Source organism: Achromobacter sp. FW305-C-13 (assembly GCF_058783475.1).
Genome location: NZ_JBYSYN010000004.1, coordinates 106945 through 133507, shown reverse-complemented (window position 1 = coordinate 133507; position 26563 = coordinate 106945). Strand labels below are relative to the sequence as shown.

The 26563-nt window shown below is 65.7% G+C and carries 20 protein-coding genes; 9 read left to right on the top strand and 11 right to left on the bottom strand.

The features are described 5' to 3' along the window. Position 1 precedes the first annotated feature (1 nt). A complete protein-coding gene (locus AC3WMU_RS24250) occupies positions 2-2932 on the bottom strand; it encodes a ribonucleoside-diphosphate reductase subunit alpha (protein ID WP_006226669.1) in 2931 nt (976 codons plus the stop codon). A gap of 302 nt (positions 2933-3234) precedes the next feature. Next, entirely contained in the window at positions 3235-6741 is a 3507-nt protein-coding gene (locus AC3WMU_RS24245; RefSeq protein ID WP_492283070.1) for an indolepyruvate ferredoxin oxidoreductase family protein, read from the bottom strand. A gap of 130 nt (positions 6742-6871) precedes the next feature. On the opposite strand from AC3WMU_RS24245, the gene AC3WMU_RS24240 reads away from it, so the two are divergent. After that, on the top strand, positions 6872-7321 hold the full coding sequence (locus AC3WMU_RS24240) for an Lrp/AsnC family transcriptional regulator (RefSeq protein ID WP_006226671.1): 450 nt from the start codon (positions 6872-6874) through the stop codon (positions 7319-7321). 67 nt (positions 7322-7388) lie between these two features. Here AC3WMU_RS24240 and AC3WMU_RS24235 read toward each other — a convergent pair whose 3' ends face one another. Next, positions 7389-8354, bottom strand: a complete 966-nt coding sequence (locus tag AC3WMU_RS24235) for a Bug family tripartite tricarboxylate transporter substrate binding protein (protein WP_492283069.1) — start codon at positions 8352-8354, stop codon at positions 7389-7391. A gap of 81 nt (positions 8355-8435) precedes the next feature. After that, complete coding sequence (locus tag AC3WMU_RS24230; RefSeq protein ID WP_492283068.1) at positions 8436-9278, bottom strand: alpha/beta hydrolase; 843 nt, start codon at positions 9276-9278, stop codon at positions 8436-8438. A gap of 85 nt (positions 9279-9363) precedes the next feature. On the opposite strand from AC3WMU_RS24230, the gene AC3WMU_RS24225 reads away from it, so the two are divergent. The 3 genes from AC3WMU_RS24225 (at position 9364) to AC3WMU_RS24215 (ending at position 12257) form a co-directional block, all read left to right on the top strand. Next, positions 9364-10263, top strand: a complete 900-nt coding sequence (locus tag AC3WMU_RS24225) for a LysR family transcriptional regulator (RefSeq protein ID WP_006226674.1) — start codon at positions 9364-9366, stop codon at positions 10261-10263. A 189-nt stretch (positions 10264-10452) separates the two neighbouring features. After that, positions 10453-10959 carry a hypothetical protein gene (locus AC3WMU_RS24220; RefSeq protein WP_006226675.1) on the top strand — a complete coding sequence of 169 codons (507 nt, stop codon included), beginning with the start codon at positions 10453-10455 and terminating at the stop codon, positions 10957-10959. A 98-nt stretch (positions 10960-11057) separates the two neighbouring features. Then, positions 11058-12257 (top strand): MFS transporter, encoded by a 1200-nt coding sequence (locus AC3WMU_RS24215; protein WP_280028898.1) that lies wholly within the window; start codon positions 11058-11060, stop codon positions 12255-12257. Between the two features lie 86 nt (positions 12258-12343). Here AC3WMU_RS24215 and gltX read toward each other — a convergent pair whose 3' ends face one another. Beyond that, complete coding sequence (gltX, locus tag AC3WMU_RS24210) at positions 12344-13750, bottom strand: glutamate--tRNA ligase (protein ID WP_424626601.1); 1407 nt, start codon at positions 13748-13750, stop codon at positions 12344-12346. A 129-nt stretch (positions 13751-13879) separates the two neighbouring features. On the opposite strand from gltX, the gene AC3WMU_RS24205 reads away from it, so the two are divergent. Next, on the top strand, positions 13880-16321 hold the full coding sequence (locus tag AC3WMU_RS24205) for a bifunctional acetate--CoA ligase family protein/GNAT family N-acetyltransferase (protein ID WP_454676118.1): 2442 nt from the start codon (positions 13880-13882) through the stop codon (positions 16319-16321). A gap of 48 nt (positions 16322-16369) precedes the next feature. Here AC3WMU_RS24205 and AC3WMU_RS24200 read toward each other — a convergent pair whose 3' ends face one another. The 6 genes from AC3WMU_RS24200 to yjgA all read right to left on the bottom strand — a co-directional run bounded on the left by AC3WMU_RS24200 (position 16370) and on the right by yjgA (position 21398). Continuing rightward, positions 16370-17062 (bottom strand): cysteine hydrolase family protein, encoded by a 693-nt coding sequence (locus AC3WMU_RS24200; protein ID WP_280028897.1) that lies wholly within the window; start codon positions 17060-17062, stop codon positions 16370-16372. Between the two features lie 9 nt (positions 17063-17071). Then, a complete protein-coding gene (locus AC3WMU_RS24195; RefSeq protein ID WP_006226680.1) occupies positions 17072-17908 on the bottom strand; it encodes an ABC transporter permease in 837 nt (278 codons plus the stop codon). A 3-nt stretch (positions 17909-17911) separates the two neighbouring features. Beyond that, positions 17912-18724 (bottom strand): ABC transporter ATP-binding protein, encoded by an 813-nt coding sequence (locus tag AC3WMU_RS24190; protein WP_006226681.1) that lies wholly within the window; start codon positions 18722-18724, stop codon positions 17912-17914. Further along, a complete protein-coding gene (locus AC3WMU_RS24185) occupies positions 18724-19728 on the bottom strand; it encodes an ABC transporter substrate-binding protein (RefSeq protein WP_006226682.1) in 1005 nt (334 codons plus the stop codon). The genes AC3WMU_RS24190 and AC3WMU_RS24185 overlap by 1 nt, the downstream gene beginning before the upstream one ends. Positions 19729-20136: 408 nt before the next feature. After that, positions 20137-20814, bottom strand: coding sequence for an alpha/beta hydrolase (locus AC3WMU_RS24180; protein ID WP_006226683.1), 678 nt, complete (start codon positions 20812-20814; stop codon positions 20137-20139). Positions 20815-20846: 32 nt separating this feature from the next. Next, the gene (yjgA, locus tag AC3WMU_RS24175) at positions 20847-21398 is read right to left on the bottom strand and encodes a ribosome biogenesis factor YjgA (RefSeq protein WP_006226684.1); all 552 of its coding nucleotides are present in this window, start codon (positions 21396-21398) and stop codon (positions 20847-20849) included. 58 nt (positions 21399-21456) lie between these two features. Here yjgA and pmbA point away from each other — a divergent pair, with 58 nt between their 5' ends. The 4 genes from pmbA to AC3WMU_RS24155 all read left to right on the top strand — a co-directional run bounded on the left by pmbA (position 21457) and on the right by AC3WMU_RS24155 (position 26562). Next, a complete protein-coding gene (pmbA, locus tag AC3WMU_RS24170; protein WP_006226685.1) occupies positions 21457-22821 on the top strand; it encodes a metalloprotease PmbA in 1365 nt (454 codons plus the stop codon). A 180-nt stretch (positions 22822-23001) separates the two neighbouring features. Next, a complete protein-coding gene (locus AC3WMU_RS24165; protein WP_006226686.1) occupies positions 23002-24099 on the top strand; it encodes a TRAP transporter substrate-binding protein in 1098 nt (365 codons plus the stop codon). A gap of 261 nt (positions 24100-24360) precedes the next feature. Further along, positions 24361-25515, top strand: a complete 1155-nt coding sequence (locus AC3WMU_RS24160; protein WP_006226687.1) for an ABC transporter substrate-binding protein — start codon at positions 24361-24363, stop codon at positions 25513-25515. Positions 25516-25680: 165 nt separating this feature from the next. Then, complete coding sequence (locus AC3WMU_RS24155; RefSeq protein WP_006226688.1) at positions 25681-26562, top strand: branched-chain amino acid ABC transporter permease; 882 nt, start codon at positions 25681-25683, stop codon at positions 26560-26562. Position 26563: the final 1 nt, after the last annotated feature.

Here is a 26563-nt window from a genome sequence, read left to right as displayed (position 1 = left end):
GTTATTGGCAGGCTTCGCACTCTTCGAAGCCGGGGTCGCCCGGCCGCATGGTGCAAACCGCCCCGAGAACTTCGGGTTCCGGCAAAACAGGTGCGGCGCCCACAGCCGCAGCCGTGGATTGGCCACCGGCGGTGACGGCGTTCAGTTCGCCGCCGCGGCCCGTGGATTTTTCGGCGCTGGTGGCGCCCAGGGTACGCAGGTAGTACGTCGTCTTCAGACCACGCAGCCATGCCAGCTTGTAGGTGTCATCCAGCTTCTTGCCCGATGCGCCCGACATGTAGATGTTCAGCGACTGAGCCTGATCGATCCACTTCTGACGGCGCGACGCGCATTCAACCAGCCAGCTCGGTTCGACTTCGAACGCGGTGGCGTAGAGTTCGCGGAGTTCGGAAGGTACGCGATCGATGCGGGACAGGCTGCCGTCGAAGTACTTGAGGTCGGCGACCATGACTTCGTCCCAGAGACCGAGTTTCTTCAGGTCACGCACGAGGTAATCGTTAACGACCGTGAACTCGCCGGAGAGATTCGATTTGACGTACAAGTTCTGGAAAGTAGGTTCGATGCACGCAGATACACCAATGATATTGGAAATAGTCGCGGTTGGGGCAATTGCTACGCAATTGGAGTTGCGCATGCCGTGTTGTTTGATGCGCGCGCGCAACGTATCCCAATCGAGCGAGCTCGATTCATCGACTTCAACATGGCCACCGCGCTCATCGCGCAGCATCTTCAACGTGTCTTGCGGCAAGATGCCACGCGACCACAACGAACCTTCGTACGACTGATAGCGGCCGCGTTCTTCGGCAAGCAGGCTCGATGCGAAGTAGGCGTGATAGCACACCGCTTCCATCGAACGGTCCGCGAATTCAACTGCGGCTTGCGACGCGTACGGCACACGCATCATCTGCAGGCAATCCTGGAAGCCCATGATGCCCATGCCCACCGGACGATGGCGAGCGTTGGAATTGCGGGCCTTCTCGACGGCGTAGTAGTTGATGTCGATAACGTTGTCGAGCATGCGCATCGCGATGCTGACGGTGCGCTTGATCTTGTCGTGGTCCAGTTCGAAACCGCCGCCGGCAGCCGGCTTCATGTGCGCGACCAGGTTCACGGAACCCAGGTTGCACACCGCGATTTCGGATTCGTTCGTGTTCAGCGTGATCTCGGTGCACAGGTTCGAGCTGTGGACGACGCCCACGTGTTGCTGCGGCGAACGGATGTTGCACGGATCCTTGAACGTGATCCACGGGTGGCCGGTTTCGAACAGCATCGACAGCATCTTGCGCCACAGCGTCAGCGCCGGCATCTTCTTGTAGAGCTTGAGCTCGCCGCTGGCAACGCGGTTTTCGTAGCCGACGTAGGCTTCTTCGAACGCACGGCCGACCTTGTCGTGCAGGTCAGGGCAGTCCGACGGCGAGAACAGCGTCCATTCGCCACCTTCCATGACGCGCTTCATGAACAGGTCGGGAATCCAGTTCGCCGTGTTCATGTCGTGCGTGCGGCGGCGTTCGTCGCCGGTGTTCTTGCGCAGTTCCAGGAATTCTTCGATGTCCAGGTGCCACGATTCCAGGTACGTGCAAACCGCGCCCTTGCGCTTGCCGCCCTGGTTCACCGCCACGGCGGTGTCGTTGACGACCTTCAGGAACGGGACGACGCCCTGGCTTTCGCCGTTGGTGCCCTTGATGTGGCTGCGCAGTGCGCGAACCGGGGTCCAGTCGTTGCCCAGGCCGCCGGCGTACTTCGCCAGCAGCGCGTTTTCCTTGATGGCGTCGTAGATGCCTTCCAGATCGTCGGAGACGGTGGTCAGGTAGCACGACGACAACTGCGAGTGCAGCGTGCCCGAGTTGAACAGCGTCGGCGTCGAGCTCATGAAGTCGAACGAGGACAGGATCTCGTAGAACTCGATGGCGCGCGTTTCGCGATCGGCTTCGCGCAGCGCCAGGCCCATGGCCACGCGCATGAAGAAGACCTGCGGCAGTTCGATGCGGGTGCCGCGGATGTGCAGGAAGTAGCGGTCGTACAGGGTCTGCAGGCCGAGGTAGCCGAATTGCAGGTCGCGCTTGGCGTTCAGTGCGTGGCCCAGCTTGGTCAGGTCATAGCTGGCCAGTTCGGGCGACAGCAGGCCGCCTTCGATGCCGCGTGCGATGAACGTGGGGAAGTATTCGGCGTAACGCGCGCCCATGCCGTCTTGCGACACTTCTTCGCCCAGCACTTCCTTGCGGATCGTGTGCAGCAGCAGACGGGCGGTGACCTGGCTGTAGGCCGGGTCCTTTTCGACCAGTGCGCGCGCGGACAGGATGGCGGACTTGAACACTTCGTCGACGGGGATGCCGTCGTACAGGTTCTTGACCGTTTCCTTCAGGATGGTTTCGCTGTCGATGAATTCGTCCAGGCCTTCGCCGGCGGCGACGATGGTCGCGCGCAGTTCAGCCAGGTCCAGCGGGCGGCGCACGCCGGCATCGGTCACGTTCAGCACGTGTTCCTGCGGGGCAGCGGCGGCCTTGTCCTGGCCTTCGGCGGCAGCGGCGGCGGCGCGCTCTTGCGTGCGCTTCTCGCGGTACAGGACGTAGGCGCGGGCGACGTCGTGCTCGCCCGAGCGCATCAGAGCCAGTTCGACCTGGTCCTGGATGTCTTCAATATGGAACGTGCCGCCGTTGGGGCGGTTGCGCACCAGCGCATTGACGGCTTGGCCCGTCAGGTTCTCGACCAGCTCGCGCACCCGCGCGGACGCTGCGCCCTGGCCGCCGTTGACGGCCAGGAAAGCCTTGGTCATGGCGATGGCGATCTTGCTGGGTTCGAACCCGACCACCGAGCCATTGCGGCGAATGATGTTATAGCTGGCCCATTGCCCGCCATTGGCGTCGGCAGGGGAATCGGTTTGCGAGGGCGGCACGGCCGAAGGCCGGGTCACAGAGGCGATCGTAGTCTGCATGGAAGCTCCTGTGCGAAAACGCGTAGATAGCGACATGACGGCGGTCATGTCCGGTACGAATGTGGATCTTTTGAGGGGGTCGGAACGCTTGGACGGGCTAGTCCAAAAGGCGTGGCCGACGAGAATCAGCGCTTAGGCGACCACAACATATAGTGTAGCACCCCTCGTTGGACACTAATTCTAGTGATCGAGAACTACAGGGACAAGAAGAAGATATGACGAAGCTCACAAAAGATTGTTACTAAATGCACTGGGCGCGCCCAGTAAGGCGCGCCCAGGACAGGACCGCTCAGAGCGAATGTTTATGCGGTTTTCCGCAGGGGCATGTCGCGCGGGGCCGGTGCCGTATAGCTCTGCATCAATCGACCCAATTCCGTCCGATACTTCTCGACGTTCGCAGCCTTCACGTGGCCGTAGCCGCGGATGGTTTCTGCAAGGCCGGCGATTGTAGCTGCTTGCGCGAGCTTGTCCCGGGTCAACCCTACAAGCAGCCGGTCTATGGTCTGGCGATACTCGCCGATCAGGGCGCGCTCCATCTTGCGCTCGGCGGTGCGGCCGAACGGGTCGAACCAGGTGCCGCGCAGGCCCTTCAGGCGGGTCAGCAGTTTCAGCGCGGTCATGGTGCGCGGGCCGAGCGTCATCTTGCGCGGCACGCCGGTGCGCGGGTCCTTCTGCGCGAAGATCGGCGGGGCCATGTGAAAGCGCAGGCTGTAGTCGCCTTCGAACTGGCCCTTCAGCTGCGCCTGGAACGCTTCGCCCGTGTACAGGCGCGCCACCTCGTATTCGTCCTTGTAGGCCATGAGCTTGAACAGGCCGCGGGCCACCGCCATCGCCAGGCGCGGGGTCTTGGCCTCGGGAGCCAGTTCGCGTTCGCGGGCCGCGATGGCTTGGACCACGTCCTGGTATTCGCGGGCGTAGGCGGCGTCCTGGTAGGCGGTCAGGTCCGCGATGCGGCGCGCGACGGCGCGTTCGAAGGTCTCGGGCACGTGCAGCTGCACGACCTGGGCGCGCGGGCGCAGCGCGCTGTCCAGCGCGTCGGGTTGGTGCGCGGCAAGGCGGCCGCTGTCGAACGCGGCGCGATTGGCTGCGACGGCCACGCCGTTCAGTTCGATGGCGCGGTTGATGGCGGCCTGCGACAGCGGCACGCCGCCGCGCTGCCACGCATAGCCCAGCATGAACATGTTCGACAGGATGCTGTCGCCGAACAGGGCCAGCGCGGCTTCGTGCGCGTCGATGGCGGCCGTGTTGGCTTCGCCCGCCGCGTGGCGGATCTTGGCCAGCAGCGCTTCGGGGCGCATGGCGGCATCGGGGTTGCGCGTGAAGTCGGAGACCGGGGCCACGTACGTGTTGACGGTGACCTGGGTGTGCCCGCGGCGCAGCGCGCCCAGAGAATCCGGCGCCACCGAGGCCACCGGGTCGCACAGGATGGCGGCGTCGGCTTGTTGCCAGTCCAGGCGCACGGGGCCGGCGGAGGCGCCAGCGGGCGCCAAGCGGATGTGGCTAACGACCGTGCCGCCCTTTTGCGCCAGGCCGGTCAGGTCCAGCACCGCGGCCGACAGGCCTTCCAGGTGCGCGGCCATCGACACGATGGCGCCGATGGTGATGACGCCGGTGCCGCCCATGCCCGCGACGAGCAGGCGGTAGGGGCGGTCAAGCGCGGGCGTGGCCGGCAGCGGCAGTTGTTCGATCAGGCGTTGCAGGCGTTCCTGGTCGGTCTTGGGCGCCGCGCTCTTCCTGGGCTTGCCGCCCATGACGGACACGAAGCTGGGGCAGAAGCCTTCCGCGCACGAGTAGTCCTTGTTGCAGCTGGACTGGTCGATGGCGCGCTTGCGGCCATACGGCGTTTCCAGCGGCACGACCGACAGGCAGTTCGATTGCACGCCGCAGTCGCCGCAGCCTTCGCACACCGCGCTGTTGATCAGCATGCGGCGTGCCGGGTCCGGGAACTGGTTCTTCTTGCGGCGGCGGCGCTTCTCGGCCGCGCAGGTCTGGTCGTGGATCAGCACGGTCACGCCGGGGATCTCGCGCAGTTCGCGTTGCAGCGCGTCCAGTTCGCGGCGGTGGTGCACCCGGATGTTCGGCCCCAGGTCCACGCCCTGATATTTCTCGGGCTCGTCGCTGGTGACGACGATGCGCGCCACGTTTTCGCCACGCAACTGCTGGCAGATCTGCGGCACCGAGATCGGGCCGTCCACGGGCTGCCCGCCTGTCATCGCGACGGCGTCGTTGAAGAGGATCTTGTAGGTGATGTTGGCGCCGGCGGCGACGGCCTGGCGGATCGCCAGATAACCCGAGTGGTAGTAGGTGCCTTCCCCCATGTTCTGGAAGATGTGCGGCATCTTGGTGTAGCGGGACAAGCCGATCCAGTCCACGCCTTCGCCGCCCATCTGCGTCAGGCCGCCAGTGTCGCGGTCCATCCAGGCGGCCATGTAGTGGCAGCCCACGCCGGACAGCGCCTGGCTGCCTTCGGGCACTTTGGTGGACGTGCTGTGCGGACAGCCTGAACAGAAATAGGGGCGGCGGCGCATGCCGTCGGCGTCGTTGGACAGTGCGGCCTGGCACTCGAACGCCGCCAGGTCCGCGGCCAGCGGCAGGCCCGCCGTGCGGGTCAGCCAGCCTGCCAGCGGCTGCGCCAGCAGCGACGGGCGCAACTGGCCCGCCGACGGCACCATTGTTTCGCCGTCGAAGCCTTTCTTGCCGATGACGGACGGGCGGTCGGGCCGGTTGAACAGCAGGTCCTTGATCTGGCTTTCGACGACCGCGCCTTTTTCTTCGATCACGAGGATGTGCGACAGGCCGCGCGCGAAGTCCAGCAGCCGTTCGCCATCCAGCGGCCAGGTCAGGCCGGGCTTGTAGATGCGCACGGGCGCATTGGCGGTGACGGTGTCCACGCCCAGGCGCGACAGCGCTTCCATCGTATCCAGATGCGCCTTGCCGACCGTCACGATCCCCACGGTGGCGCGGGGCGCGGGACAGGTCAGGCGGTCGATGCTGTGGCAGCGCGCGAACGCGGCCACGGCCTTCATGCGCAGGTTCATGCGCGTTTCGACGGCCAGCGACAGGAAGTCGCGCGCCGAATACTCCAGCGCTTCAGGCGGCATGTCCGGATCGGCGGGCATGTCGTAGGCGTGCACGGCGGCAGGCGTGAACGAGTGGCCGCTTTCGATGGTCTCGGACACGGCCTTGAACGCGACCCAGGTGCCGGAATAGCGCGACAGCGCCCAGCCCCACAGCGCGAAGGTCTCGTATTCGTCGATGGACGTGGGATGCACGATGGGCATCTGCCAGCCGATCAGCGACGCTTCGCTGGCGTGCGGGATCGATGACGACACGGCGGTGTGGTCGTCGCCCACCACCACCAGCACGCCGCCGTTGCGCGAGGCGCCCGCCGCGTTGCCGTGATGCAGGGCGTCGCCAGCGCGGTCCACGCCCGGGCCCTTGCCGTACCACATGGCGAAGACGCCATCGACGTTGCGGTCGGCGCGCACGCCGGCCTGCTGCGTCCCCATGACGGCGGTGGCCGCCATGTCTTCGTTGATGCCGGGAAGGAAGGAGATCTTGCTGGCGTCCAGCGCCTTCTTCGACTTCCACATCGCCATGTCGACGCCGCCCAGGGGCGACCCGCGGTAGCCCGACACGAAACCGGCCGTGTTCAGGCCGCGTTCGCGGTCTACCCGGGCCTGCGTGAGCATGATGCGCACGAGCGCCTGCGTCCCGGTCAGGAAGATGCGGCCGGACTCCCGCGTGAGGTTGTCGGCAAGCTGGTACTCAAGGTCCAGCTGGGGTTCGGGGGCGGGAGTGCCGTCCATAGTGAATGCTCCTGGTATTTCGCACCATGATAGGTTCGCGGAGCATTCGATTTATTGCGTTTTCGGATCGTGCTATCCCTATAATACGCAATGAACATTTCGTGTTCGACAAAAACCAGGAGACAAAGCGATGGACAAGACCGATATCGGCATCCTCAAGGCCTTGCAGGAGGACGGCCGGGCTTCGGCGCAGCAGTTGTCGGAGAAGGTGGGCCTGTCGGCCGCACCGGTATGGCGGCGGGTGAAGGCAATGGAGGCTAGCGGGGTCATCCAGGGATATAGCGCACAGGTGGACCGCAGCAAGGTGGGGCTGGGATGCATGTTCGCGCAGATCAGCCTGGAGCGGCATTCCTCCAGTACGGTCGAGAACTTCGAACGCTCGGTGCGCGATGCCCCCGAAATCCTGGAGTGCTATGCGGTCACGGGCGATTCGGACTTCCTGTTGAAGATCCTGGTGGAAAGCCCCGAGGCCTACGACCGGTTCCTGCACCGGTTCCTCTTCAACATGCCGGGCATCCGCCAGACGCGCACCATCGTGGCGCTACGCGAGATCAAGCACGAACAGCGCCTGCCGCTGTGATGCGCATTGCGCCCTCTATATATAGAGGGCGCAATGTTCGTAGCGGGAAATCCGCCGTCGCAGTGGTTTATTGGGGTTGGATGCCGGAAATGCGGATCCATTCCTTCCAGCGCGCCGTGTCTTCCTTCACGAAGGCGTCAAAGCGCGCGACATCCATCGATTCCGGGGTCAGACCCAAGGCGTGCAGCTTCTTCGCCGTGGCTTCATCCTTGACTGCCGCCTGCATGTAGCCGTTCATCTTCGCCACGATGTCCGGCGGCGTGTGCGCGGGGGCCGACAGGCCCAGCCAGCCGGCCACGACGAAATCCGGGTAGTAGGTCGCCATGGTCGGCACGCTGGGCCAGGCCGCGTGCGGCTGTGCACCGGTGACAGCGATGGGGATCAGTCCCTTGCCGTCGATCTGGCCCATCGCGGTCAGGTAGTCCACGAAGGCGAAGCTGATCTGTTTGCCCCGCAGGTCGGTGATGATCTGCGTGATGTTCTTGTAGGCCGCGCCGGTGATGTTGATGTCGGCGCGCTGCTTGAACAGTTCCGACGGCACTTGCGAGGACGAGCTGTAGTAGCCGAAGAAGACCTCGCCGGGATGCTTCTTGGCGTAGTCCACCAGCTCGGGCACCGTGCGGTAGGGGCTGCCGGGCGCCACGACGCCGACGGTGCCAAACGTGCCCAGCATGCCGACTTGCTGGAAGTCCTTTTGCGCGTCGTAGGGCAGGCTCTTGTACAGGAACTGGTTGGCGGCGTGCGTGGAGTTCGTGGACAAGAGGAAGGTGTAGCCGTCCGCCGCCGCGTTCTTGGACGCATTGGTGCCGACGATGCCGCCAGCGCCGGGGCGGTCTTCGACGATCACGGTCTGCCCGGTCTGTTCGCCCAGGTATTGGGCGAACGTACGCGCGGTCAGGTCGGCTGCGCCGCCGGGCGCGGACGGCACGATGATCGTCACGGGCTTTTCGGGCCAGCCTGCGGCGTGGGCCGATGCGGCCAGGACAAGGCCGGCGCCGAACAGCGCCGGGCGAAGAAAACGGGGAATGGACATGCTTGTCTCCTGATTGCGCTTGGCCGCGTGCTTGCGCGGTCATGTGTCGTTGTTTTGGCGTTGCTGTGTGGGAATGAAGATTCAGCCGAACTGCTCGCGGTGCCACGCCAGGATGGCGGCGGCGCTGATTTGCCATTGGTCCGCGTACATCATGCAGTGCGGCTGTTCGGCCAGCACGGCGTGGGAAAAGCCATAGCGTTGCGCGATCGCCTGGTCCTGCCCGGGCGGATGGCGGTCATGGGTGTCGAGCCCGGCAGCAAGGCACAGGCCGGGCACATTGAAAGAAGCGTCGCCGAGCGCCACGCGCAGCAGGTAGCGGTCGTTGAGGACCTGCGGGCTTTCGGCGCACAGGCGTTGCGTGACGGCGCGGATATCGCGGTCGGGCGAGGTCGCCAGAAAGCGCGCGCGGATTTCGGCCGGGGCGGGGGCGGTGCGCGGCACGGCGTCTGGCACCGGGGGCAGGGCCAGCGCGCCGGGCAGGTCGCCCGGGGGTGACGGCGCCATCAGCACCGCGCCCGCGACGGGCCGCTGGCGGGCTGCCAGCAAGGCGGGCAACGCGCCCATGCTGTGGCCCACCACGACCGTAGGGCCTTCCAGCGCATCCAGCGCGTGGGCCACGTCCTGGCCCAGGTCGGCGATGGTGGTGGACGCAAACGCCGCGTCCTGGGGCAGCGCGCCATGGCCGCGCAGGTCCAGCGCCGCGCAGGCCAGGCCGGCGGCGGCGAAATAGTCCAGATAGTGCGCAAAGCACCAGGCGCCGTGATAGGCGCCCGGCACGAAGAGCAGGCCGGGCCGGCCGTTTTGCGGCAGCGCGCCGACGATCAGGCGGCCCTGGCCCGCGGCGCGGGCGGGCAGGCGGTCGGCCAGGCTGAAATCCAGCGGGTCCGTGGCGATGGGGGCGGAAGTGGGGGCGGCAGCGTTCATCTTGCGGCCATCTTAAGTGCGCCCCTATGATGAGAAAACTTTATTTTTCCTATGATTCGATAAGTTTTCCAAATCCAGCTGCCCGATGCGATCCCTGCCTGACCTGTCCATTACGCACTACCGGCATTTCCTGCTGGTGGCAGAGCTGCGCAGTTTCCGCGCGGCGGCCGCCCGGGCCTTCCGCTCGCAGCCGGCGTTGTCCTTGTCCATCCGTGAAATGGAACAGCGCCTGGGGCAGCCGCTGTTCGAACGCGGCAACCGCAACACGCTCACGCGCTTCGGGCAGGATTGCCTGCCGCTGGCGCGCGAACTGGTCGAGCATCACGACCGCGTGGCGGGCGCGCTGTCCGGGCTGGCCAACAACGGCGCCGGCACGCTGACGATGGCCTCTGTTGCCACCGTGGCGACGCACTGGCTGCCCGAACTCGTGGCCACCTACCGCGAGCGCTACCCGGCGGTCGCGTTGCGCCTGTTCGACGACAACTCCGAAGGCGTCGAACGCATGGTGCTGGCAGGCGAGGTCGAACTGGGCGTGTGCAGCCCGGTGTTGCAGGATCGCCGCCTGTCGTTCGAGCCGCTGCTGCGCGACGCTTTCGGCCTGGTCTGCCATCGCGGCCATCCGCTGGCCGGGCGCAAGTCGGTGACGTGGCGCGAGATCGCGGGCCTGCCGCTCGTGGGCACCGTGGCGCACCGGCAGCTTGCCGGCTATCCGCAGGCCGCGTTCATGCTGGACCGGCAGGTGTTCGTGTCGAACATGATGTCGCTGCTGGCCATGCTGGAACGCGGCGTGGGCGTGACGGTGCTGGCGCGGCTGGGCGTGCCGCCGGACTCGCCCGGGCTGGCGTTCGTGCCGCTGTCGCGGCCGCGGATCGAACGCGAATTGGGCATCACGCGGCTGGCGGGGCGCAGCCTCTCGCCGGCGGCCGCGCGCATGGAACAAATGCTGCGCGCCAAAGCGGTGCGGGGCGGCCGCAGTGTCGCTTGAAACCAACGCATTCGTGCGTTTTCCAGGGCTAAACCCGGGGCTTTGAACGCCCGACTGTTGCGCAATTGCACTCCGCGCGGATCGTCGTTGATTCTTCCCAGGCGGCTCTTTAGAGTGCGTCATGTTTGCTGCGCGAAGGACGTGCCGGTGTGATCGGTGCGGCGCGTCGACAGACGTGTTGAGGAAGACATGAGCAGTGTGTATTTGCGTTCGGCCGGCATCGCCTGCGCCGTTCTGGTCCTGGCCGGTTGCGTCGCCAGGAAACCCGCCGTCATCACCGAGGCCCAGCCCGCGGAACCGCCCAAGCCGGTGGCTTGCGTACCCGCCCAAAGCGGCGATCCGATGATCGGCACGTGGTTGTCGAACAGCAAGCCGCGCGACGTCAGCGGCGACCTGCAATCGCTGATCGTGTTGTCCGCCGATGGCACGATGGCCTATGAAACCCTGTTGAAGATCGGCCGCAAGGCGCGTCCCGCCCTGCGCGAGACCGGTTGCTGGACGGTGGCAGACGGCATCTACACGATGCGGACCACCAAATCCGCCGGCGAACTGGTGGACGCCAACGATCCGATCTACCTGAACCGCTACCGCGTCGAAAAGGTCGAGAAGACCAAGCTGACGCTGCGCGAACTGAAGACCGGCGGCCAGGTCGTGACCGCGCGCCGCATGCCTCCGGGCTACCGCCTGCCTTACTAAGCGTTGCGCCGGGCGGACACTCCGCCCGGCGGCTTCGCCAAGACGGCCGGGCTGCGGTAAGGTGCGGGCTTCGACTTTCGCCTCGCCGCCGGACCTCCATGCCCGCCATGTCCTCCGAAGCACGCGCCATCGCGCTGCTTGCCCTGGCCGCTTTCGTCAGCGCCAGCGCTTTCCGCATCTGTGATCCCATGCTGCCGCAACTGGCGGCGGAATTCGGCACCACCACCGGTCAGGCCGCCCGCGCCGTGACGGCGTTTGCCGTTGCCTACGGCGTGCTGCAGATGTTCTTCGGGCCAGTCGGCGACCGCTATGGCAAGTACCGCGTCGTCAGCGTGGCGACTGTGGCCTGCGCGCTGGGTAGCGCGGGCGCCGTCATGGCCGAGTCCCTGGATGTGCTGGTCTTGTGCCGCGCGCTGTCGGGCGCGGCGGGGGCGGGCATCGTGCCGCTGTCGATGGCCTGGATTGGCGACAACGTGCCCTACGAACGCCGGCAGGCGACGCTGGCGCGTTTCCTGACCGGGACCATCCTGGGCATGTCGGCCGGGCAATTGGCCGGCGGACTGTTCGCCGACACCATCGGCTGGCGCTGGGCCTTTGCCGCGCTGGTCGTGGGGTATCTGGCTGTGGGCGTGCTGTTGCACCTGGAAGTGCGGCGTCAGCAGGTCTCGGGCTTCGGCCGGGTCGAGGCGGGGGCCGGCACTAAAGGTTTCGTGGCGCAGGCGCGCCTGGTGCTGGGCACGCCGTGGGCGCGCATCGTGCTGGCGACGGTCTTCGCCGAAGGCCTGCTGGTGTTCGGCGCCCTGGCGTTCGCGCCGTCGTATCTGCATGAACGCTTCGATATTTCTCTGACCGCGGCCGGTGCGCTGGTGGCGGTGTACGCCGTGGGCGGCCTGATCTATACGGTGGTGGCGGGCCGCATCCTCAAGCGCCTGGGCGAACGCGGCCTGGCGATCGCGGGCGGCCTGGTGCTGAGCGTGGCGTTCCTGTCTTACCTGCTGGGGCCGGTCTGGATGTGGAGCCTGCTTGCCAGCGTGCTGGCCGGCTTCGGCTATTACCTGCTGCACGCCACGCTGCAGACCAACGCGACGCAGATGGTGCCGTCGGCGCGTGGCACCGCCGTGGCCTGGTTCGCGTCCTGCCTGTTCATGGGGCAGGCGGCCGGCGTGGCCCTGGCGGGCGCGGTGGTCGACGAGATCGGCGCGGCCGCGCTGTTCGGCGGATCTGCCGTGCTGCTGCCGCTACTGGGCGCGTTCTTCGCGCGGGCGCTGAAGGCGCGGGCGGCGATTCAACAGGCCTGAAAATCGGGCTTGAAAAACAGGCTTGAAACAAGACGGGCCTTGCGCATCCTGGGATGCGCAAGGCCCGTGGCCGGTGGGCGGCGGTTTTAGATTGCGGCCAGGCGGGCCAGCACGGTCTGCTTGCCCAGCAGGGCCAGGACGGCGTCAACGGCGGGCGTCTGCGTCTGGCCGGTGACGGCCACGCGTAGCGGGATCGCCAGTTGCGGCATCTTCAGGCCGCGGTCGGCCAGCACGGCCTTGATCAGCGCCGAAATGGCTTCACGGGTCCAGTCAGTGTCCTGGGCGCGCTGGGCGAAATCGGCCAGTGCTTCGCGAGCCGGGGCGGTCAGGTGCTGTTCGACGAGCTCGGCCGCAGCGGGCTTGAACTCGGCGCAGAACAGCATGGCGCCGTCTGCCAGTTGCTCCAGCGTTTCCGCGCGGTCTTTCAGCAGGCCCATGACGCCCGGCAGGTCGATCTTTTCCGGATGGCCACCACGGTTGGCCACGCGCGGAGCCACGCGTTCTGCCAGTTCCGCGTTGTCCATCTGCTTGATGTAGTGGGCGTTGACCCAGTTCAGCTTCTTCGGATCCCATTGCGAGGCCGACTTCGACAGGTGCTTGGTGTCGAACCACGACACCAGTTGCTCGCGCGAGAAGAGTTCGTCGTCGCCGTGGCTCCAGCCCAGGCGGGCCAGGTAGTTGATCATGGCCTCGGGCAGGTAGCCGTCGTTGTCGTACTCCATGACGTTGACCGCGCCGTGGCGCTTGGACAGCTTTTCGCCGTCCGGGCCCAGGATCATCGGCACGTGGCCGTATTCGGGCAGGGTCGCGCCCAGCGCGCGCAGGATGTTGATCTGGCGCGGGGTGTTGTTGACGTGGTCATCGCCGCGCAGGACGTGCGTGATGCCCATGTCCCAATCGTCGACCACCACGCAGAAGTTGTACGTGGGCGTGCCGTCCGGGCGCGCGATGATCAGGTCGTCCAGTTCGGTGTTGTCGAAGCTGATCGTGCCCTTGACCATGTCGTTCCAGGAGGTGGCGCCTTCCTGGGGGTTCTTGAAGCGCACGACGGGCTTGCGGCCGTCGGGGATGGCCGGCAGCGTCTTGCCCGGTTCCGGGCGCCAGGTGCCGTCGTAGCGCGGCTTGTCGCCGCGGGCACGGGCGGCTTCGCGCATGGCTTCCACTTCTTCGGGCGAGCTGTAGCAGTGGTAGGCGGTGCCGGCGGCCAGCATCTGCGCGACCACTTCGCGGTAGCGGTCCATGCGCTGCATCTGGTAGAAGGGGCCTTCATCGGGCTGCATGCCCAGCCATTCCATGCTGTCCAGGATGGCTTGCACCGCTTCCGGCGTGGAGCGTTCAACGTCCGTGTCTTCGATGCGCAGCACGAAAGTGCCTTGGTGATGGCGCGCGAAGGCCCAGGAGAACAGCGCGGTGCGCGCGCCGCCCAGGTGCAGGAAGCCCGTGGGCGAAGGCGCGAAACGGGTACGAATGGGGGAGGAGGCGTTGGAGGTCATAGGTGGCAATGATAGCGGCTGCGGCGCCACAAAGCGGCGTCAGGCAGGGTCCACATCAAGCGGACGACGGGATTGTCTTGTTACGATGAACGGTATTTTAGATTAGGGCCCGATAAGCGCCTGCCCCCTATGCTGCGACACGCTCTTGCCCCGATGTTCGAACCCGGCTCGCTGGTGATCGTTGCCGACAGGCCCCTGCCGGCGACGGCCTCCCTGTCGCCCGCGCTCAAGGCGAAAACCACCGTGGTGGCCTGCGAAACGGGGGCCGCGCCTGAACTGCCCGCCACCCTGCAAGGGCTGGCCCCGGGCGAACGGCCTGATCTGGCCCTGGTTTGCGTGTCACCGGCCGTGCTGCCGGAAACGCTGCGGCGCCTGTCGCCGCTGGCGCCGCGCTCGGTAATCCTCTTGCCCCACGAACTGCCCGACCCGTATCCGCGCGGCACGCTGGCCCTGTGCCGGGCCTGGGCCGAGGAAAACCGCTGCGAACTGCTGGGGCCGCGCTCCTTCGGCGCCCAGCGTCCCCATGCGGGCCTGAACTTCAGCCAGCACCCGGTGCTGGCGCGCGCCGGCCGCGTGGCGCTGCTGGCGCAGTCGCGCTCGATCATGGCGGCGGTCATGGACTGGGCCGAAGACGTGCATATCGGCTTTTCCACCGCCGTGTCGCTGGGCGACGAGGCGGTGGTGGGCCTGTCGAAGGTGCTGGACTACCTGGCCAGCGACCCGCGCACCGACAGCATCGTGCTGTATCTGGAAGACGTGGGCCCCGCCCGCGAATTCATGAGCACGCTGCGCGCCGCCGCCAGCGTCAAGCCGGTCATTGTGCTGAAGGCCGGCCGGTCCGACGCCGACAGCGCCGACGCCATTTTCGACGCCGCCTTGCGCCGCGCCGGCGCGGTGCGTGTGCGCTACTTCGTGCAGCTGTTCTCGGCCGTGAAGGTGCTGGGCTACACGCGCCGCCCCAAGGGCCGGCGCGTGGCGCTGATCTCCAACGGCAACGGCCCCCCGCAGTTGGCCATGGACCTGATCGGCCCCGACGCCGCCGTGCTGCGCGCCGAGCTGGCGCCCGCCACGCGGCGCGCACTCGAGGGCATGCTGGAACCGGACGCGGCCAGCGCCAACCCGGTCATCACCTATACGCCGCTGACGCCGGAGCGCATCCGCGCCATCCTGGAAACGGTGCTGGACGACGCGGGCGTCGATGGCGTGCTGGTGCTCTTGGCGCCCGATGCGCTGGCCGACATGCCGGCGGTCGCGCGCGAACTGGCGCAGATCGCGCCCAAGGCGAAAAAGCCCGTCGTCAGTTGCTTCATGGGCGACGCCGGCATGCGGCCTTTGCGGCGCATGCTGGACGACGCGGGCACGTCCGCTTTCCGGACGCCGGAATCCGCCGCCGACGCGTTTGGCGTGCTGGCGTCCCACCATTACAACCAGCAGTTGCTGCTGCAGACGCAGCCGCAGGAACCCCCCAGCCACGTGCCGGACCTGGCCGCGGCGCGCGAAGTCATCGCGCGGGTGCGCGCCGACTGCCGGCGCGAACTGAACACGTCTGAAATCCGCACCCTGCTGGGCCTGTTCTACGTACCGCTGCGCGACATGCCGGTGGAGGTTGCCGCGGTCGAGCCCGAATCCCGTCCGATGGCCATCCGCGTGCGGCGCGATCCGCAGTTCGGTCCGGTCATCCGCTTTGGCGCGGGCGGCCCGGACGCGATGCTGTCCGTGTCGGACCGCGGCATGGACCTGCCGCCGCTCAACGGCTTCCTGGCCCGGCAACTGATCGAACGCAGCCGGCTGTGGCGCCGCGTTCTGGCACCGCGCATCGGCCATATCGCCGCCGAGTCCCTGCAGCAGGCGGTGGTGCTGGTGTCCGAAATGGTGTCGGAATTGCCCGACATCGAAACGCTGGACATCGATCCCCTCTACGCCGGCGAAACGCATTTGCGCGCCGGCGGCCTGCGCTTGCTGCTGACAGAAGCCCCGGGCTGTGAAACGCCGCAGACCTCGGGCTATCCGCACATGGCGATCCACCCGTACCCGGCGCGCCTGGTGCAGGTGCGTCGTTTCAGCGACGGCATCCCGTGGGTGCTGCGCCCGATCCGCCCGGAAGACGGCGACGCCTTGCAGGAGTTCATCCGCGGCCTGTCGGAGCGTTCGCGCTACATGCGCTTCGTGTCGATGATGCGCGAGCTGACCCCGCGCATGGTGTCGCGCTACACGCAGGTGGACTACCACCGCGAATTGGCGTTGGTGGCGGCCACGCAAGTGCCCAACCCGGCCAACCGCGGTCATCCGCGCGAAGTCATCGTGGGTTTCGCGCACTACCTGCGCAACCCCGACGGGCGCGGGGCAGAGTACGCGTTGGTGATCGGTGACGACTGGCAGCGCCGCGGCCTGGGCCGCCAGTTGATGACGGCGCTGATCGACGCGGCGCGCGAGCAGGGGCTGGAATACATCGACGGCCTGGTGCTGTCGACGAACCGGCCCATGCTGGCGCTGATGACAAGCCTGGGCTTCACCAACGACGCCGACCCGGAAGACCCGACGATGCGCCGGGTCTGGTTGGGTTTGGTCTGACCCCCATGGTCTGACCCGATGGCCTGACCCCATGCGGGGTCAGGTCCCTCAGGCGGTCTTTCTGGCTGCTTGCGCCGGCGTCAGCCGCGCCGCCACCTCGTCCACCGACAACACGTCGCCAAAGAACAGCATCCAGCCGTGCAGCGAATGCTCGTGCTCGGCGGGCGTCACCGCGGCCAGCGCGTCGTCGACCATGATGGTGCGGAAGTCCCGCATCATGGCGTCGCGCGCGGTGGATTCACAGCACACGTTGGTGACGGTGCCCGCGATCAGCAGCGTGTCCACGCCCAGTCCGCGCAGCAGGGGTTCCAGCTCGGACGATCCGGGCGCCATCGCGCTGTAGAAGCGCTTGACCACGCGCAGGTCCTTGTCGTGCGCATGCAGGTCCGGGTGCAGCTGGAAACCCGGCGAATCGCGGCGCAACGTTTCGAGACGGCGCGCGCTGCGTTCGGGCGTCAGCATCACGCCGTGATGGTGCGACCAGAAGGCGTCGGCGTTGTCGGATGCGGTCTGCACCCAGACGACGGTGCCCCCGGCCGCACGCACGGCGTCGCACAGGCGGTTCACCGGCGCGATGATCTCGCGCGCCGGCGCGCATTCGCCCTGATAGCCGGGCAGCGTGAAGTACTGCTGCATGTCCACCACGACCACCGCCGTGCGGGCGGCGGGCAGTTCGTCATACGGATGCAGGCAGCCTTGCCGGGCCACGACGCGATCCTGTACCCATTGCGGGAATTCCATGGCGGTTCCTTATCCGTAGCGCCGCGCCACGGCGGCTTCGACGCGGTAGATGATGAGATACATCACGCTGGAGATCAGCGCCAGCATGGCGATGGCGGTCATGACGATGTTCAGCTTGAATACCTGGCTGCCGTTCATGATCAAAAAGCCCAGGCCGGAATCCGCGGACTGGAATTCGCCCACGATGACGCCCACCAGCGCCAGGCCGATGTTCATCTTCACGGCCGCGATCAGGGTGGGCACGCTGCCGGGCAGCACCACCTTGGTCAGCACCTGCCAGCGGCTGGCGCCGAAGGTGTGGGCCAGCTTGACCTTGTTCAGGTCGATACCCCGGAAGCCGGCATACACCACCATGATGGTGACGAATACCGCGATGGCCACGGCCATGCCGTACACGGCGTAGTCCGACCCCAGCCACAGGTAGAAGATCGGCACGAAGGCGATCTTGGGCATGGCGTTGGCGACCACCAGGAAGGGGTCCAGCACCTTGTACAGGAAGTCCGACCACCACAGCGCGGCGGCCACCACGATGCCGATCGCCATGCTCAGCGTAAAGCCGACCAGCGTGGCCGACAGCGTCGTCATGATGTGCTTGCCCAGCTGGCCGTTGTTCCACAGTTCGATGAAGGTGGGCCACAGCGCGCTGGGGTAGCTGGTCAGCAGCGGATTCAGGATGTGCATGCGCGGCAGGATTTCCCAGGCGCACAGAAAGACCACCAGCAGCAGCGCCTGCGACAGCCGGATGTTGCGTTTGCGGGCGCGGTCGCGGCGCAGGTAGTCCAGGTACTTGGCGCTGGGCGCGGCAACGGCGCGCAGAGGGACGGTATTGGCGATGGGCGCATTCATGGGTCAACCCTCCACGTGGACGTCCAACTCGTCCCAGAGCTGTTTGAAATAGGTGTTGAATTCCGGCCGCGAGCGCGCCTGGAAGGGCGTCGGTCGGGCGCCGTCGCCATAGTGGATACGGTACTGGCTTTTCAGCCGGCCGGGCCGGCGCGACAGCACGATGACGCGGTCCGTCATGGCGATGGCCTCGCCGATGTCATGCGTGACCAGCACCACCGTCTTGCCCTCACGGCGCAGGATGTCCACCACTTCGTCCGAGATCGCCAGCCGCGTCTGCGAATCCAGCGCTGAAAAGGGCTCGTCCAGCAGGATCACGTCGGGCTCGGTCACCAGCGTGCGCGCCAGCGCCGCGCGCTGCCGCATGCCGCCGGACAATTGGCGCGGCGTGTGCGACAGGAAGGCGCCCAGCCCGCACTTCTCCAGCAGATGCACGGCGCGCGCCTCGCTGCGCGCATCGCGCCGGCCCTGGATCTCGGCGCCCAGCATCACGTTGTCCAGGATGGTGCGCCATTCAAACAGGTAGTCCTGCTGCAGCATGTAGCCGATGCGCGGATTGGGCTTGGTCACGCCCTGGCCGTCGATCAGCACGGCGCCCGAGGTCGGCGGGATCAGCCCGGCAATCAGCGACAGCAAGGTGCTCTTGCCACAGCCGCTTTGCCCGATCAGGCTGACGAATTCGCCCGGCGCCAGCGTGAACGACACGTTCGACAGCGCCTCGGTTTCGCCTTCGGTCGTGAAGTACGACAGGCAGACCTCGCGCAGCTCGATCTTCGCCGTGGCGACGGCCGGCTTCAGGTTATGGACGGCGGCTCCCATCACGGCACCTTCTTGGCGAAGTCGGCCACCACCACGTCTTCATACTTCACGCGGGCGGTTTCCTTCATGACGGCGCTGGCAACCAGCATGTCCTGCAGCTTCGCCATGGCCTCGGCCGTCACCAGCGGCGACGTCTTCCAGATCTGGTACTGCTTGTAGCGTTCGATCGCTTCGGTCACGGCGCCCTGGTCCATGCCGGGGAAGAACGTCATGATCTGCGGGGTCAGCGTGGCGGCGGGCGTGTCCTTCACGTATTTTTCGGCGCGCGCGACCACATCGGTCCAGGCCTGGATGACCTTGGGGTTGTCGCGGATGTATTTGTCGGTGGCGGTGAAGACGGTGTAGTCCACCTGGCCCACTTCATGGCCGACGGAGGCCACGATATAACCCTTGCCGTTGCGCACCAGTTCGCCGGCCTCGGGTTCCAGGAAGATGCCGTATTCGCCTTGCCCCGCCATCCACGCGCCAGCGCGCGCCGGAATGCCGATGTTGTTCAGCAGTTTCACGTCCTTCTGGGGGTCAAGCCCGTGCTTGCGCAACGCGGTTTCCAGGAACACGATGGGGTTGGATCCCGGCCGAAAGCCGATGACGTCCTTGCCTTTGAGCATCGACCAGTCGAACTTCTCGATGGGTTTGCGCGCCAAAAGGAAGAACCCGTCGGTGGCCGTCAGGCCGGCGAAGATCTTCGGCTTGACCGGCGATTCGCTGTTCTGCACGTAGATGGATGCCTCGGGACCGATCAGCACGATGTCGGCGCTGCCCGAGAGCAGGGCCGTCATGCCTTTGTCGGTGCCCTGGGATGTCTTCATCGACACGTCCAGCCCGGCATCCTTGAAGTACCCCTGCGACAGGGCCACGTACTTGGGCACGTAGAGGATGGAACGCACCACCTCTTCGTAGCGGACCTTCACGGGGGGATTCAGGGCTTCGGCGTGGGCGGCCAGCGGAATGAACAGCGCAAGCAGCGCTACGCCCGCCAGGCGGGGCAATGGCAAGGATTTCACGGGACTTTCTCCTGCGTCTTGTATGGCACGCCGAAACCCGGCGCAACACGGCCAATGGGATGGAATCGACAACAACAACAGGGAAGCCCGAACGATCACTGCCCGGGCCCTAAGGCATGGATCGAATACTATATTCAATACAAACAGGCGACAAGTATTTTGCGATTGGCGTTTTTCTCTATGGACGAGCGCCAGCCAAGCCCGGAAAATTCAGGGCTTGAATACCACTTGGTATACAGGAATGGGATTTGGCCGTTTGGGCGTGGGCTATAGCGGCCGGCGGGAAACGATGGATTTCGCGCGCCGGACAGGCGAAAGCTTGCCGTGCTTCGCAGGATGGGTGAAGCGCGAGGTCAGGCGCGAGAGGGCGCTGACGCCCAACGCGCGCAACCCATCATCAACCCGAGATCAACCCCACACGCCATTCAAGAACGCCGAAATGTCTCGGACTTCTTCGGCGCACACCGAATGCGGCATGGGATACGTGTGCCAGCGCACGTCGTAGCCCAGGCGCTTCAGTTCAGCCAGCGACGCCTCGGCGCGCGCCAGCGACACGACCGGGTCGTACTGGCCGTGGGCCATGAAGATCGGCGTGGCGTTGTTGGCGCTGTGGCGTTCGGCTTCGGCGGTATCCGCGAGCGGCAGGTAACCCGACAGCGCCATCATGCCCGCCAGTTTCTCCGGCAGGCGCAGGCCCGTGTGCAGCGTCATGGCGCTGCCTTGCGAAAACCCGGCCAGCACGATGTTCGATGTGGGGATGCCCCGGGCGTTTTCGCGCGCAATCAGCTTGTGGATGGCGGCCTCGGATGCCCGGATGCCCTTCGCGTCTTCCACGCGCACCAGGTCCATCACCAGGATGTCGTACCAGGAGCGCATCGACATGCCGTTGTTGATCGTCACGCGCTGCACCGGCGCGTTCGGAAACACGAAGCGCACGCCCAGGCCCGCGGGCAGGTCCAGTTCCGGCACGATGGGCGCGAAGTCATTGCCGTCGGCACCCAGGCCGTGCAGCCAGATCACGGCGTGCGTGGGATTGGGGGCGGTTTCGATCTCGATGCAATCGAGCAGGTCGGTGGAAGCGTTCATGGACGGCCGGCGGGAAATTCAGAGAAGGGGAATCAGAGCGTCAGGGTCTTCAAGGCCTGGAACAGCGCACGATAGTGCTTCTTCTGCGGTTCCTGGCCTTGCAGCAGCGAGGCGTTGCCCAGCTTTTCCTTGCGCGCGGCGCGGATCAGCGTGCGCAGTTGTTGCGCATCGGCTTGCGGATTGTTCGCCAGCAGCTTGGTCAGCAGGTCGTCGTCGTCCAGCAGGCGGTCGCGCAGCGTTTCCAGCCGATGCATGGCCGCGGTTTCTTCGCGCGAGCCGTTTTCCCAGACATCGAGCTGGGCGCGGATCTCGTCGGCGGGGGCGTCGCGCATCAGCTTGCCCACGAAGTGGACCTGGCGGCGGCGGCCTTCGCGGCCGGTCGTGCGCTGCGCCATGCGGATCGCCTCATAGAGGCGTTCGGCCAGCGGCAGTTGCTTGAGGCGTTCGGGGGACAGTTCGATCAGCTGTTTGCCCAGGTCCAGCAGGGCGTGCATTTCACGCTTGACCTGGGACTTGCTGGGACGGTCGTAGCCGTTTTCATCGTAACCGTCGTCGACGGATTCTTCTTCAGTATGGGAATTCATGGAAAACTGCGCAATGACAGACTTGGCTATGATAACCGTCTCTGCAAATTGGACAGCAATGGTTAAATCCTCCTCATCCTTGCCGCTGGCGGCGAATCACGCGCGTTTTTCCGAACTCGTCGAACAAACCCTCGCCTACGCGCGCCAGATCGGCGCTTCCGACGCCGCGGCGGAAGTCTCGGAAAGCCTGGGCCTGTCGGTCTCGGTCCGAAAGAACGATATCGAAACCGTTGAGCAGACACGCGATCGCTCGCTGGACCTGACGGTCTACGCCGGCCAGAGCCGCGGGTCCGCCTCGACCTCCGACTTTTCCGAAGCGGCGCTGCGCCAGACCGTCGAGGCCGCCTGGCACATCGCCCGCCATACCGCTGCCGATCCGGCCGCCGGCCTGCCCGATGCCGATCAGCTGGCCACCGAATTCCCCGACCTGGACCTGCACCGCGCCTGGAGCGTGTCCACCGAAGAAGCCGCCGAACTCGCGTTGCGCGCCGAACGCGCTGCGCGCGACGTCGACGCCCGCATCACGAACACCGACGGCGCCACCGTGGGCACCTACGAAGGCCAGTTCGTCATGGGCAACACCCGGGGCTTCCTGGGGGGCTACCCGTATTCGCGCCACAGCCTGTCGGTGGCGCCCATCGCGGGCCGCGGCAACGGCATGCAGCGCGACTACTGGTACACGTCCGAGCGCGATCCGGCCAAGCTGGCCTCGCCCGAGGCCATCGGCCGTTACGCTGCCGAGCGCACGCTGAGCCGCCTGTCGGCCCGCCGCATCCGCACCGGCAAGTTTCCCGTCCTGTTCGAGGCGCCGCTGGCGCTGGGGCTGGTCGGCGCGCTGACCCAGGCCGTCAACGGCGGGGCGCTCTACCGCAAGGCCAGCTTCCTGGTGGACTCGCTGGGCAAGCCGATCTTCCCCAAGCACATCAACCTGACCGAAGACCCCCACATCCGTGGCGGCATGGGCAGCTCGCCCTTCGACGACGAGGGCGTACGCACGCGCCGCCGCAACGTGGTGTCGGCCGGCGTGCTGGAAGGTTATTTCCTGTCGTCCTACACGGCCCGCAAGCTGGGCATGGCTACTACCGGCAACGCCGGCGGCTCGCACAACCTGGTGTTCAGCTCCACGCTGACCAAGCGCGGCGACGATTTCGAAGCCATGCTGAAGAAGCTGGGCACGGGTTTCCTTGTCACCGAGCTGATCGGCCAGGGCGTCAACTACGTCACGGGCGATTACTCCCGCGGCGCATTCGGCTACTGGGTGGAAAACGGCAAGATCCAGCATGCTGTGCAGGAAATCACCATCGCCGGCAATCTGGCGGACATGTTCCAGCAGATCGTCGCCGTGGGCGCGGACACCATTTCGCGCGGCACCAAGACCACCGGCTCGATCCTGATCGAGCAAATGGCCATCGCGGGAACGTGATCGCCGGGGGAAACGATGGGTTGCGCGCGGCGCATGCCGGTGTCCTGATCCACGTTTCCTCGCGCTCCACCCATCATCTCCCCCTCTCGGGAATTCCTCTAGCCACCAACACCGATATCCCCGTGTAATATCCGGCGGGTATTGCTCGAAGTCCTTGGTGTTGCAGTAAGGAGCAAAGAGATGCAACGACGTTCATTCTTGAAGCACGCCGGACTCGGCGCCGTCGCCACGGGGGCCGCCGTCAGCACGCCTGCGTTCGCGCAGGACATGCCGTCTTTGAGCTGGCGCCTGTCGTCTGCTTTTCCCGCTGCCCTGGACCTGCGCATCGGCGCCGGCGAGCATTTCTGCAAATTCGTCTCGGAAGCCACGGGCGGCAAGTTCAACATCCGCCACTTCCCCGACGGCGAGATCGTCCCCGCCTCAGACCTGTTGGAAGCCGTCTCTACCAGCAAGGTGGAATGCGGCCACGGATCGTCGCGCCTCTTTTTCGCCAAGAACCCCGCCTTCTGCTTCGACGCCGCCGTGCCCTTCGGGTTGAACGCGCGCCAGATGAACGCCTGGATGAGCGAAGGCGACGGCCTGCGCCTGACCCGCGAGCTCTTCAAACCGGAAAAGATCATCAATTTCCCGCTGGGCAACACCGGGGCGCAGATGGGCGGCTGGTACACCCGCGAAATCAAGCGCCTGGCCGACCTGAAAGATCTGAAGATGCGGGTGGGCGGGCTGGCCGCCGACGTGCTCGGACGCATGGGCGTGTCGCCGCAACCGGCGGACCCGGCCAAGCCGCTGGCCGAGGCCTTTGAAAAAGACGGGCTGCAGGCCGTGGCCGGCGCGGGCGCCTATGACGATGACAAGCTAGGTCTGAATAAGGTAGCTAAGTATTACTACGCACCCGGCTGGTGGGCGGGCGGCGAACAGCTTTCCCTCTATATCAACGACGAGGCCTGGAACAAGCTGCCGAAGCACTACCAGGCGGTGGTGCAGGCCGCATCGCTGGCCGCGCATGTCTCCCTGACCGCGCGCTACGACGCTCGCAACCCCGCCGCGCTGGCGCAACTGACGGCAAGCGGCGCGCAAATCCGCACATTTCCGCGTGCCATCATGGACGTGGCGTTCGAAACGACGCAACAGGCTTACAAGGACTTGGCGGCTAAAGACCCGAAGTTCAAGGCCATACTCGACAGTTACATGGGCTTTCGCGACAGCGAGATGCCGTGGTTCCGTTTGACCGAAAGCGCTTACGGCCAGTACCTGGGCGTGGCGCTGTCGGGCAGGTAGCAGGGAGGTTCGCCGCAGGCTGAACGGCATTCGGCGGAGAGTAGGGTTTTTGCTAGTAATACCGCGTTTTTTACAAAAAAATGGGCGGTTTTCGGGCTTTTCTCGAACCACATTCGAGTTTCGGCCTGATACAAAGGAGTAATATCCCGGGTCTTGACGCGCAATCATGGCGCCTTTAGGCGGCATAAGACGTCAATCCGGCGGGATTACACCAGCCCGGATTACCAATATTCCGAGACAGACTTTAAGGTGGTATCAACCATGCAATCCAAGACCAAGAAGCTGCTGGCCGCGCTGATCGCCGCCGGTATCGTCCCGGCTGCGCACGCGGCTGACATCAAGCTGGGTGTGGCGGAAGCCCTGTCCGGCGGCGCCGCCCAGTACGGCGTCTCGATCCGCAATGGTTTCCAGCTTGCCGCTGACGAAATCAACGCTGCGGGTGGTATCAACGGCAACAAGCTCGTGCTGGTGGTCGAGGACGAACAAGGCAAGAAAGAAGAAGCCATCAACGTCTTCAAGAAACTGATCTTCAAGGACAACGTCCTGATGGTCTTCGGCCCGACGCTGTCGAACTCGGCCCAAGCCGCCGACCCGATCGCCCAGGCTGCCAAGACGGTCGCCTTCGGCACGTCCAACACCGCTGACGGCATCACCTCCATCGGCAACTACGTGTTCCGCAACTCGGTCACCGAAGCCGACGTGCTGCCGGCCACCATCTCCACCGTCAAGGCCAAGACCGGCCTGAAGAACGTGGCGGTGCTCTACGGCAACGACGACGTCTTCACCAAGAGCGGCTACGACAACTTCAAGAAGGCCCTGGAAGACCAGAAGATCCCGGTCACGACGACCGAAACGTTCGCCAAGGGCGACGTGGACTTCAAGGCCCAGCTGACCAAGATCAAGGGCACCAACCCCGACGCCATCGTGCTGTCCGCACTGCTGGCCGAAGGCGCCCCGATCATGGTGCAGGCCCGCCAACTGGGCCTGAACGTGCCCGTCATCGGCGGCAACGGCATGAACTCGGTCAAGATTTTCGACCTGGCCCCTGGCGGCGCATCGAACAATCTGTGGATCGGCAGCCCGTGGTCGATCGAGAACAAGGCCCCCGAGAACGTCAAGTTCATCGACGCCTACAAGGCCAAGTTCAACGGTTCGCCCGACCAGTTCGCAGCCCAGTCGTATGACGCCATGTACATCGTGGCCCAGGCGCTGAAGAACACCAAGATCACCGGCGAACTGCCCAAGGACCGCGCTGCCCTGCGCGACGCCCTGCCTTCCGTGACCTGGACCGGTGCCACTGGCGCGTTCAAGTTCCGTCAAGCCAACGACCGCGCCGGCAAGCCGGCCGGCTACGACGCCGACCAGGCGCCGATCGTCAGCGTGACCAAGGACGGCAAGTACGTCATCGAGAAGTAAGCAGTACGCATCCCCGCGCGGGGGGATGCGCCTTGCGGACGGCAGCGCTGTCCGCAAGGCGCTTTTTATCGTAGGGCCGTCCCAAGACAAAAATGGCCTCCCTCGGGGAGAGCCGGACCACGCAGCGGGCGCGTGGAGGCCCTCATAGATCTGGAAAGTCCCATCATGTTCGAACAACAATTCGTCAATGCCTTGTCGCTGGGCTGTGTGTATGCACTGTTCGCGCTGGGCTTCACGCTGATCTTCGGCGTGCTCGGGGTGATCAACCTGGCGCATGGCGCCGTCTTCATGGTTGGCGCCTACGCGGCACTGTTCGTCGTCCAGCACTTCGGCCTGCCCCTGTGGGGTGCGCTGATGGTCGCGTTCTTCGTGGCCGGCTTCACCGGGGTCATCATCGACTACCTGGTGCTCAAGCCCCTGCGCAAGCGCAACGCGCCGCACTTGATCCCCATGATCGCCACGATTGGCGTGGGCATCATCCTGAATAACGGCGCCCAAAGCATTTTCGGCGCCAGCAACCTGCGCTTCCCGCACGGCACCGTACCCGAGGAAGTGATCGAAGTTGCCGGTCTGCACCTGACCGTCATCGAGCTGGGCATCATCTTCCTGTCGTTCGCGCTGATGGCCGTGCTGATGTACGTCATGCGCCGCACGCAATTCGGCCGCGCGCTGCGCGCCATTGCCGAATCGCCCAAGGCCGCCTGGCTGCTGGGCATCAACGTCGAGCGCCTGTTCGTCACCACCTCGTTCGCCGCAGCTGCCCTGGGCGGCGTAGCCGGCGTGCTGATCGGGCTGTACTCGAACGCGCTGTTCCCGTTGATGGGCCAGCCGATGCTGCACAAGGGCATTGCGGTCATCATCCTGGGCGGCATGGGCGACATCCGCGGCGCCATGCTGGGCGGGCTCTTCCTGGGCTTCGCCGAGGTGCTGTCGGTCGCGTACGTCGGTTCCACCATGCGCGATGCGGTGGCTTTCGGCCTGCTGTTCCTGATCCTGCTGGTGCGCCCGCAAGGTCTGTTCGGCAAAGTGGTTCAACGCAAGGCTTAAA

What these genes read in the sequence shown, in the direction of transcription:
- AC3WMU_RS24250 (WP_006226669.1), bottom strand. Translation starts at nt 2,932, where the DNA reads ATGCAGACTACGATCGCCTCTGTGACCCGGCCTTCGGCCGTGCCGCCC.
- AC3WMU_RS24245 (WP_492283070.1), bottom strand. Translation starts at nt 6,741, where the DNA reads ATGGACGGCACTCCCGCCCCCGAACCCCAGCTGGACCTTGAGTACCAG.
- AC3WMU_RS24240 (WP_006226671.1), top strand. Translation starts at nt 6,872, where the DNA reads ATGGACAAGACCGATATCGGCATCCTCAAGGCCTTGCAGGAGGACGGC.
- AC3WMU_RS24235 (WP_492283069.1), bottom strand. Translation starts at nt 8,354, where the DNA reads ATGTCCATTCCCCGTTTTCTTCGCCCGGCGCTGTTCGGCGCCGGCCTT.
- AC3WMU_RS24230 (WP_492283068.1), bottom strand. Translation starts at nt 9,278, where the DNA reads ATGAACGCTGCCGCCCCCACTTCCGCCCCCATCGCCACGGACCCGCTG.
- AC3WMU_RS24225 (WP_006226674.1), top strand. Translation starts at nt 9,364, where the DNA reads ATGCGATCCCTGCCTGACCTGTCCATTACGCACTACCGGCATTTCCTG.
- AC3WMU_RS24220 (WP_006226675.1), top strand. Translation starts at nt 10,453, where the DNA reads ATGAGCAGTGTGTATTTGCGTTCGGCCGGCATCGCCTGCGCCGTTCTG.
- AC3WMU_RS24215 (WP_280028898.1), top strand. Translation starts at nt 11,058, where the DNA reads ATGCCCGCCATGTCCTCCGAAGCACGCGCCATCGCGCTGCTTGCCCTG.
- gltX (WP_424626601.1), bottom strand. Translation starts at nt 13,750, where the DNA reads ATGACCTCCAACGCCTCCTCCCCCATTCGTACCCGTTTCGCGCCTTCG.
- AC3WMU_RS24205 (WP_454676118.1), top strand. Translation starts at nt 13,880, where the DNA reads ATGCTGCGACACGCTCTTGCCCCGATGTTCGAACCCGGCTCGCTGGTG.
- AC3WMU_RS24200 (WP_280028897.1), bottom strand. Translation starts at nt 17,062, where the DNA reads ATGGAATTCCCGCAATGGGTACAGGATCGCGTCGTGGCCCGGCAAGGC.
- AC3WMU_RS24195 (WP_006226680.1), bottom strand. Translation starts at nt 17,908, where the DNA reads ATGAATGCGCCCATCGCCAATACCGTCCCTCTGCGCGCCGTTGCCGCG.
- AC3WMU_RS24190 (WP_006226681.1), bottom strand. Translation starts at nt 18,724, where the DNA reads ATGGGAGCCGCCGTCCATAACCTGAAGCCGGCCGTCGCCACGGCGAAG.
- AC3WMU_RS24180 (WP_006226683.1), bottom strand. Translation starts at nt 20,814, where the DNA reads ATGAACGCTTCCACCGACCTGCTCGATTGCATCGAGATCGAAACCGCC.
- yjgA (WP_006226684.1), bottom strand. Translation starts at nt 21,398, where the DNA reads ATGAATTCCCATACTGAAGAAGAATCCGTCGACGACGGTTACGATGAA.
- pmbA (WP_006226685.1), top strand. Translation starts at nt 21,457, where the DNA reads ATGGTTAAATCCTCCTCATCCTTGCCGCTGGCGGCGAATCACGCGCGT.
- AC3WMU_RS24165 (WP_006226686.1), top strand. Translation starts at nt 23,002, where the DNA reads ATGCAACGACGTTCATTCTTGAAGCACGCCGGACTCGGCGCCGTCGCC.
- AC3WMU_RS24160 (WP_006226687.1), top strand. Translation starts at nt 24,361, where the DNA reads ATGCAATCCAAGACCAAGAAGCTGCTGGCCGCGCTGATCGCCGCCGGT.
- AC3WMU_RS24155 (WP_006226688.1), top strand. Translation starts at nt 25,681, where the DNA reads ATGTTCGAACAACAATTCGTCAATGCCTTGTCGCTGGGCTGTGTGTAT.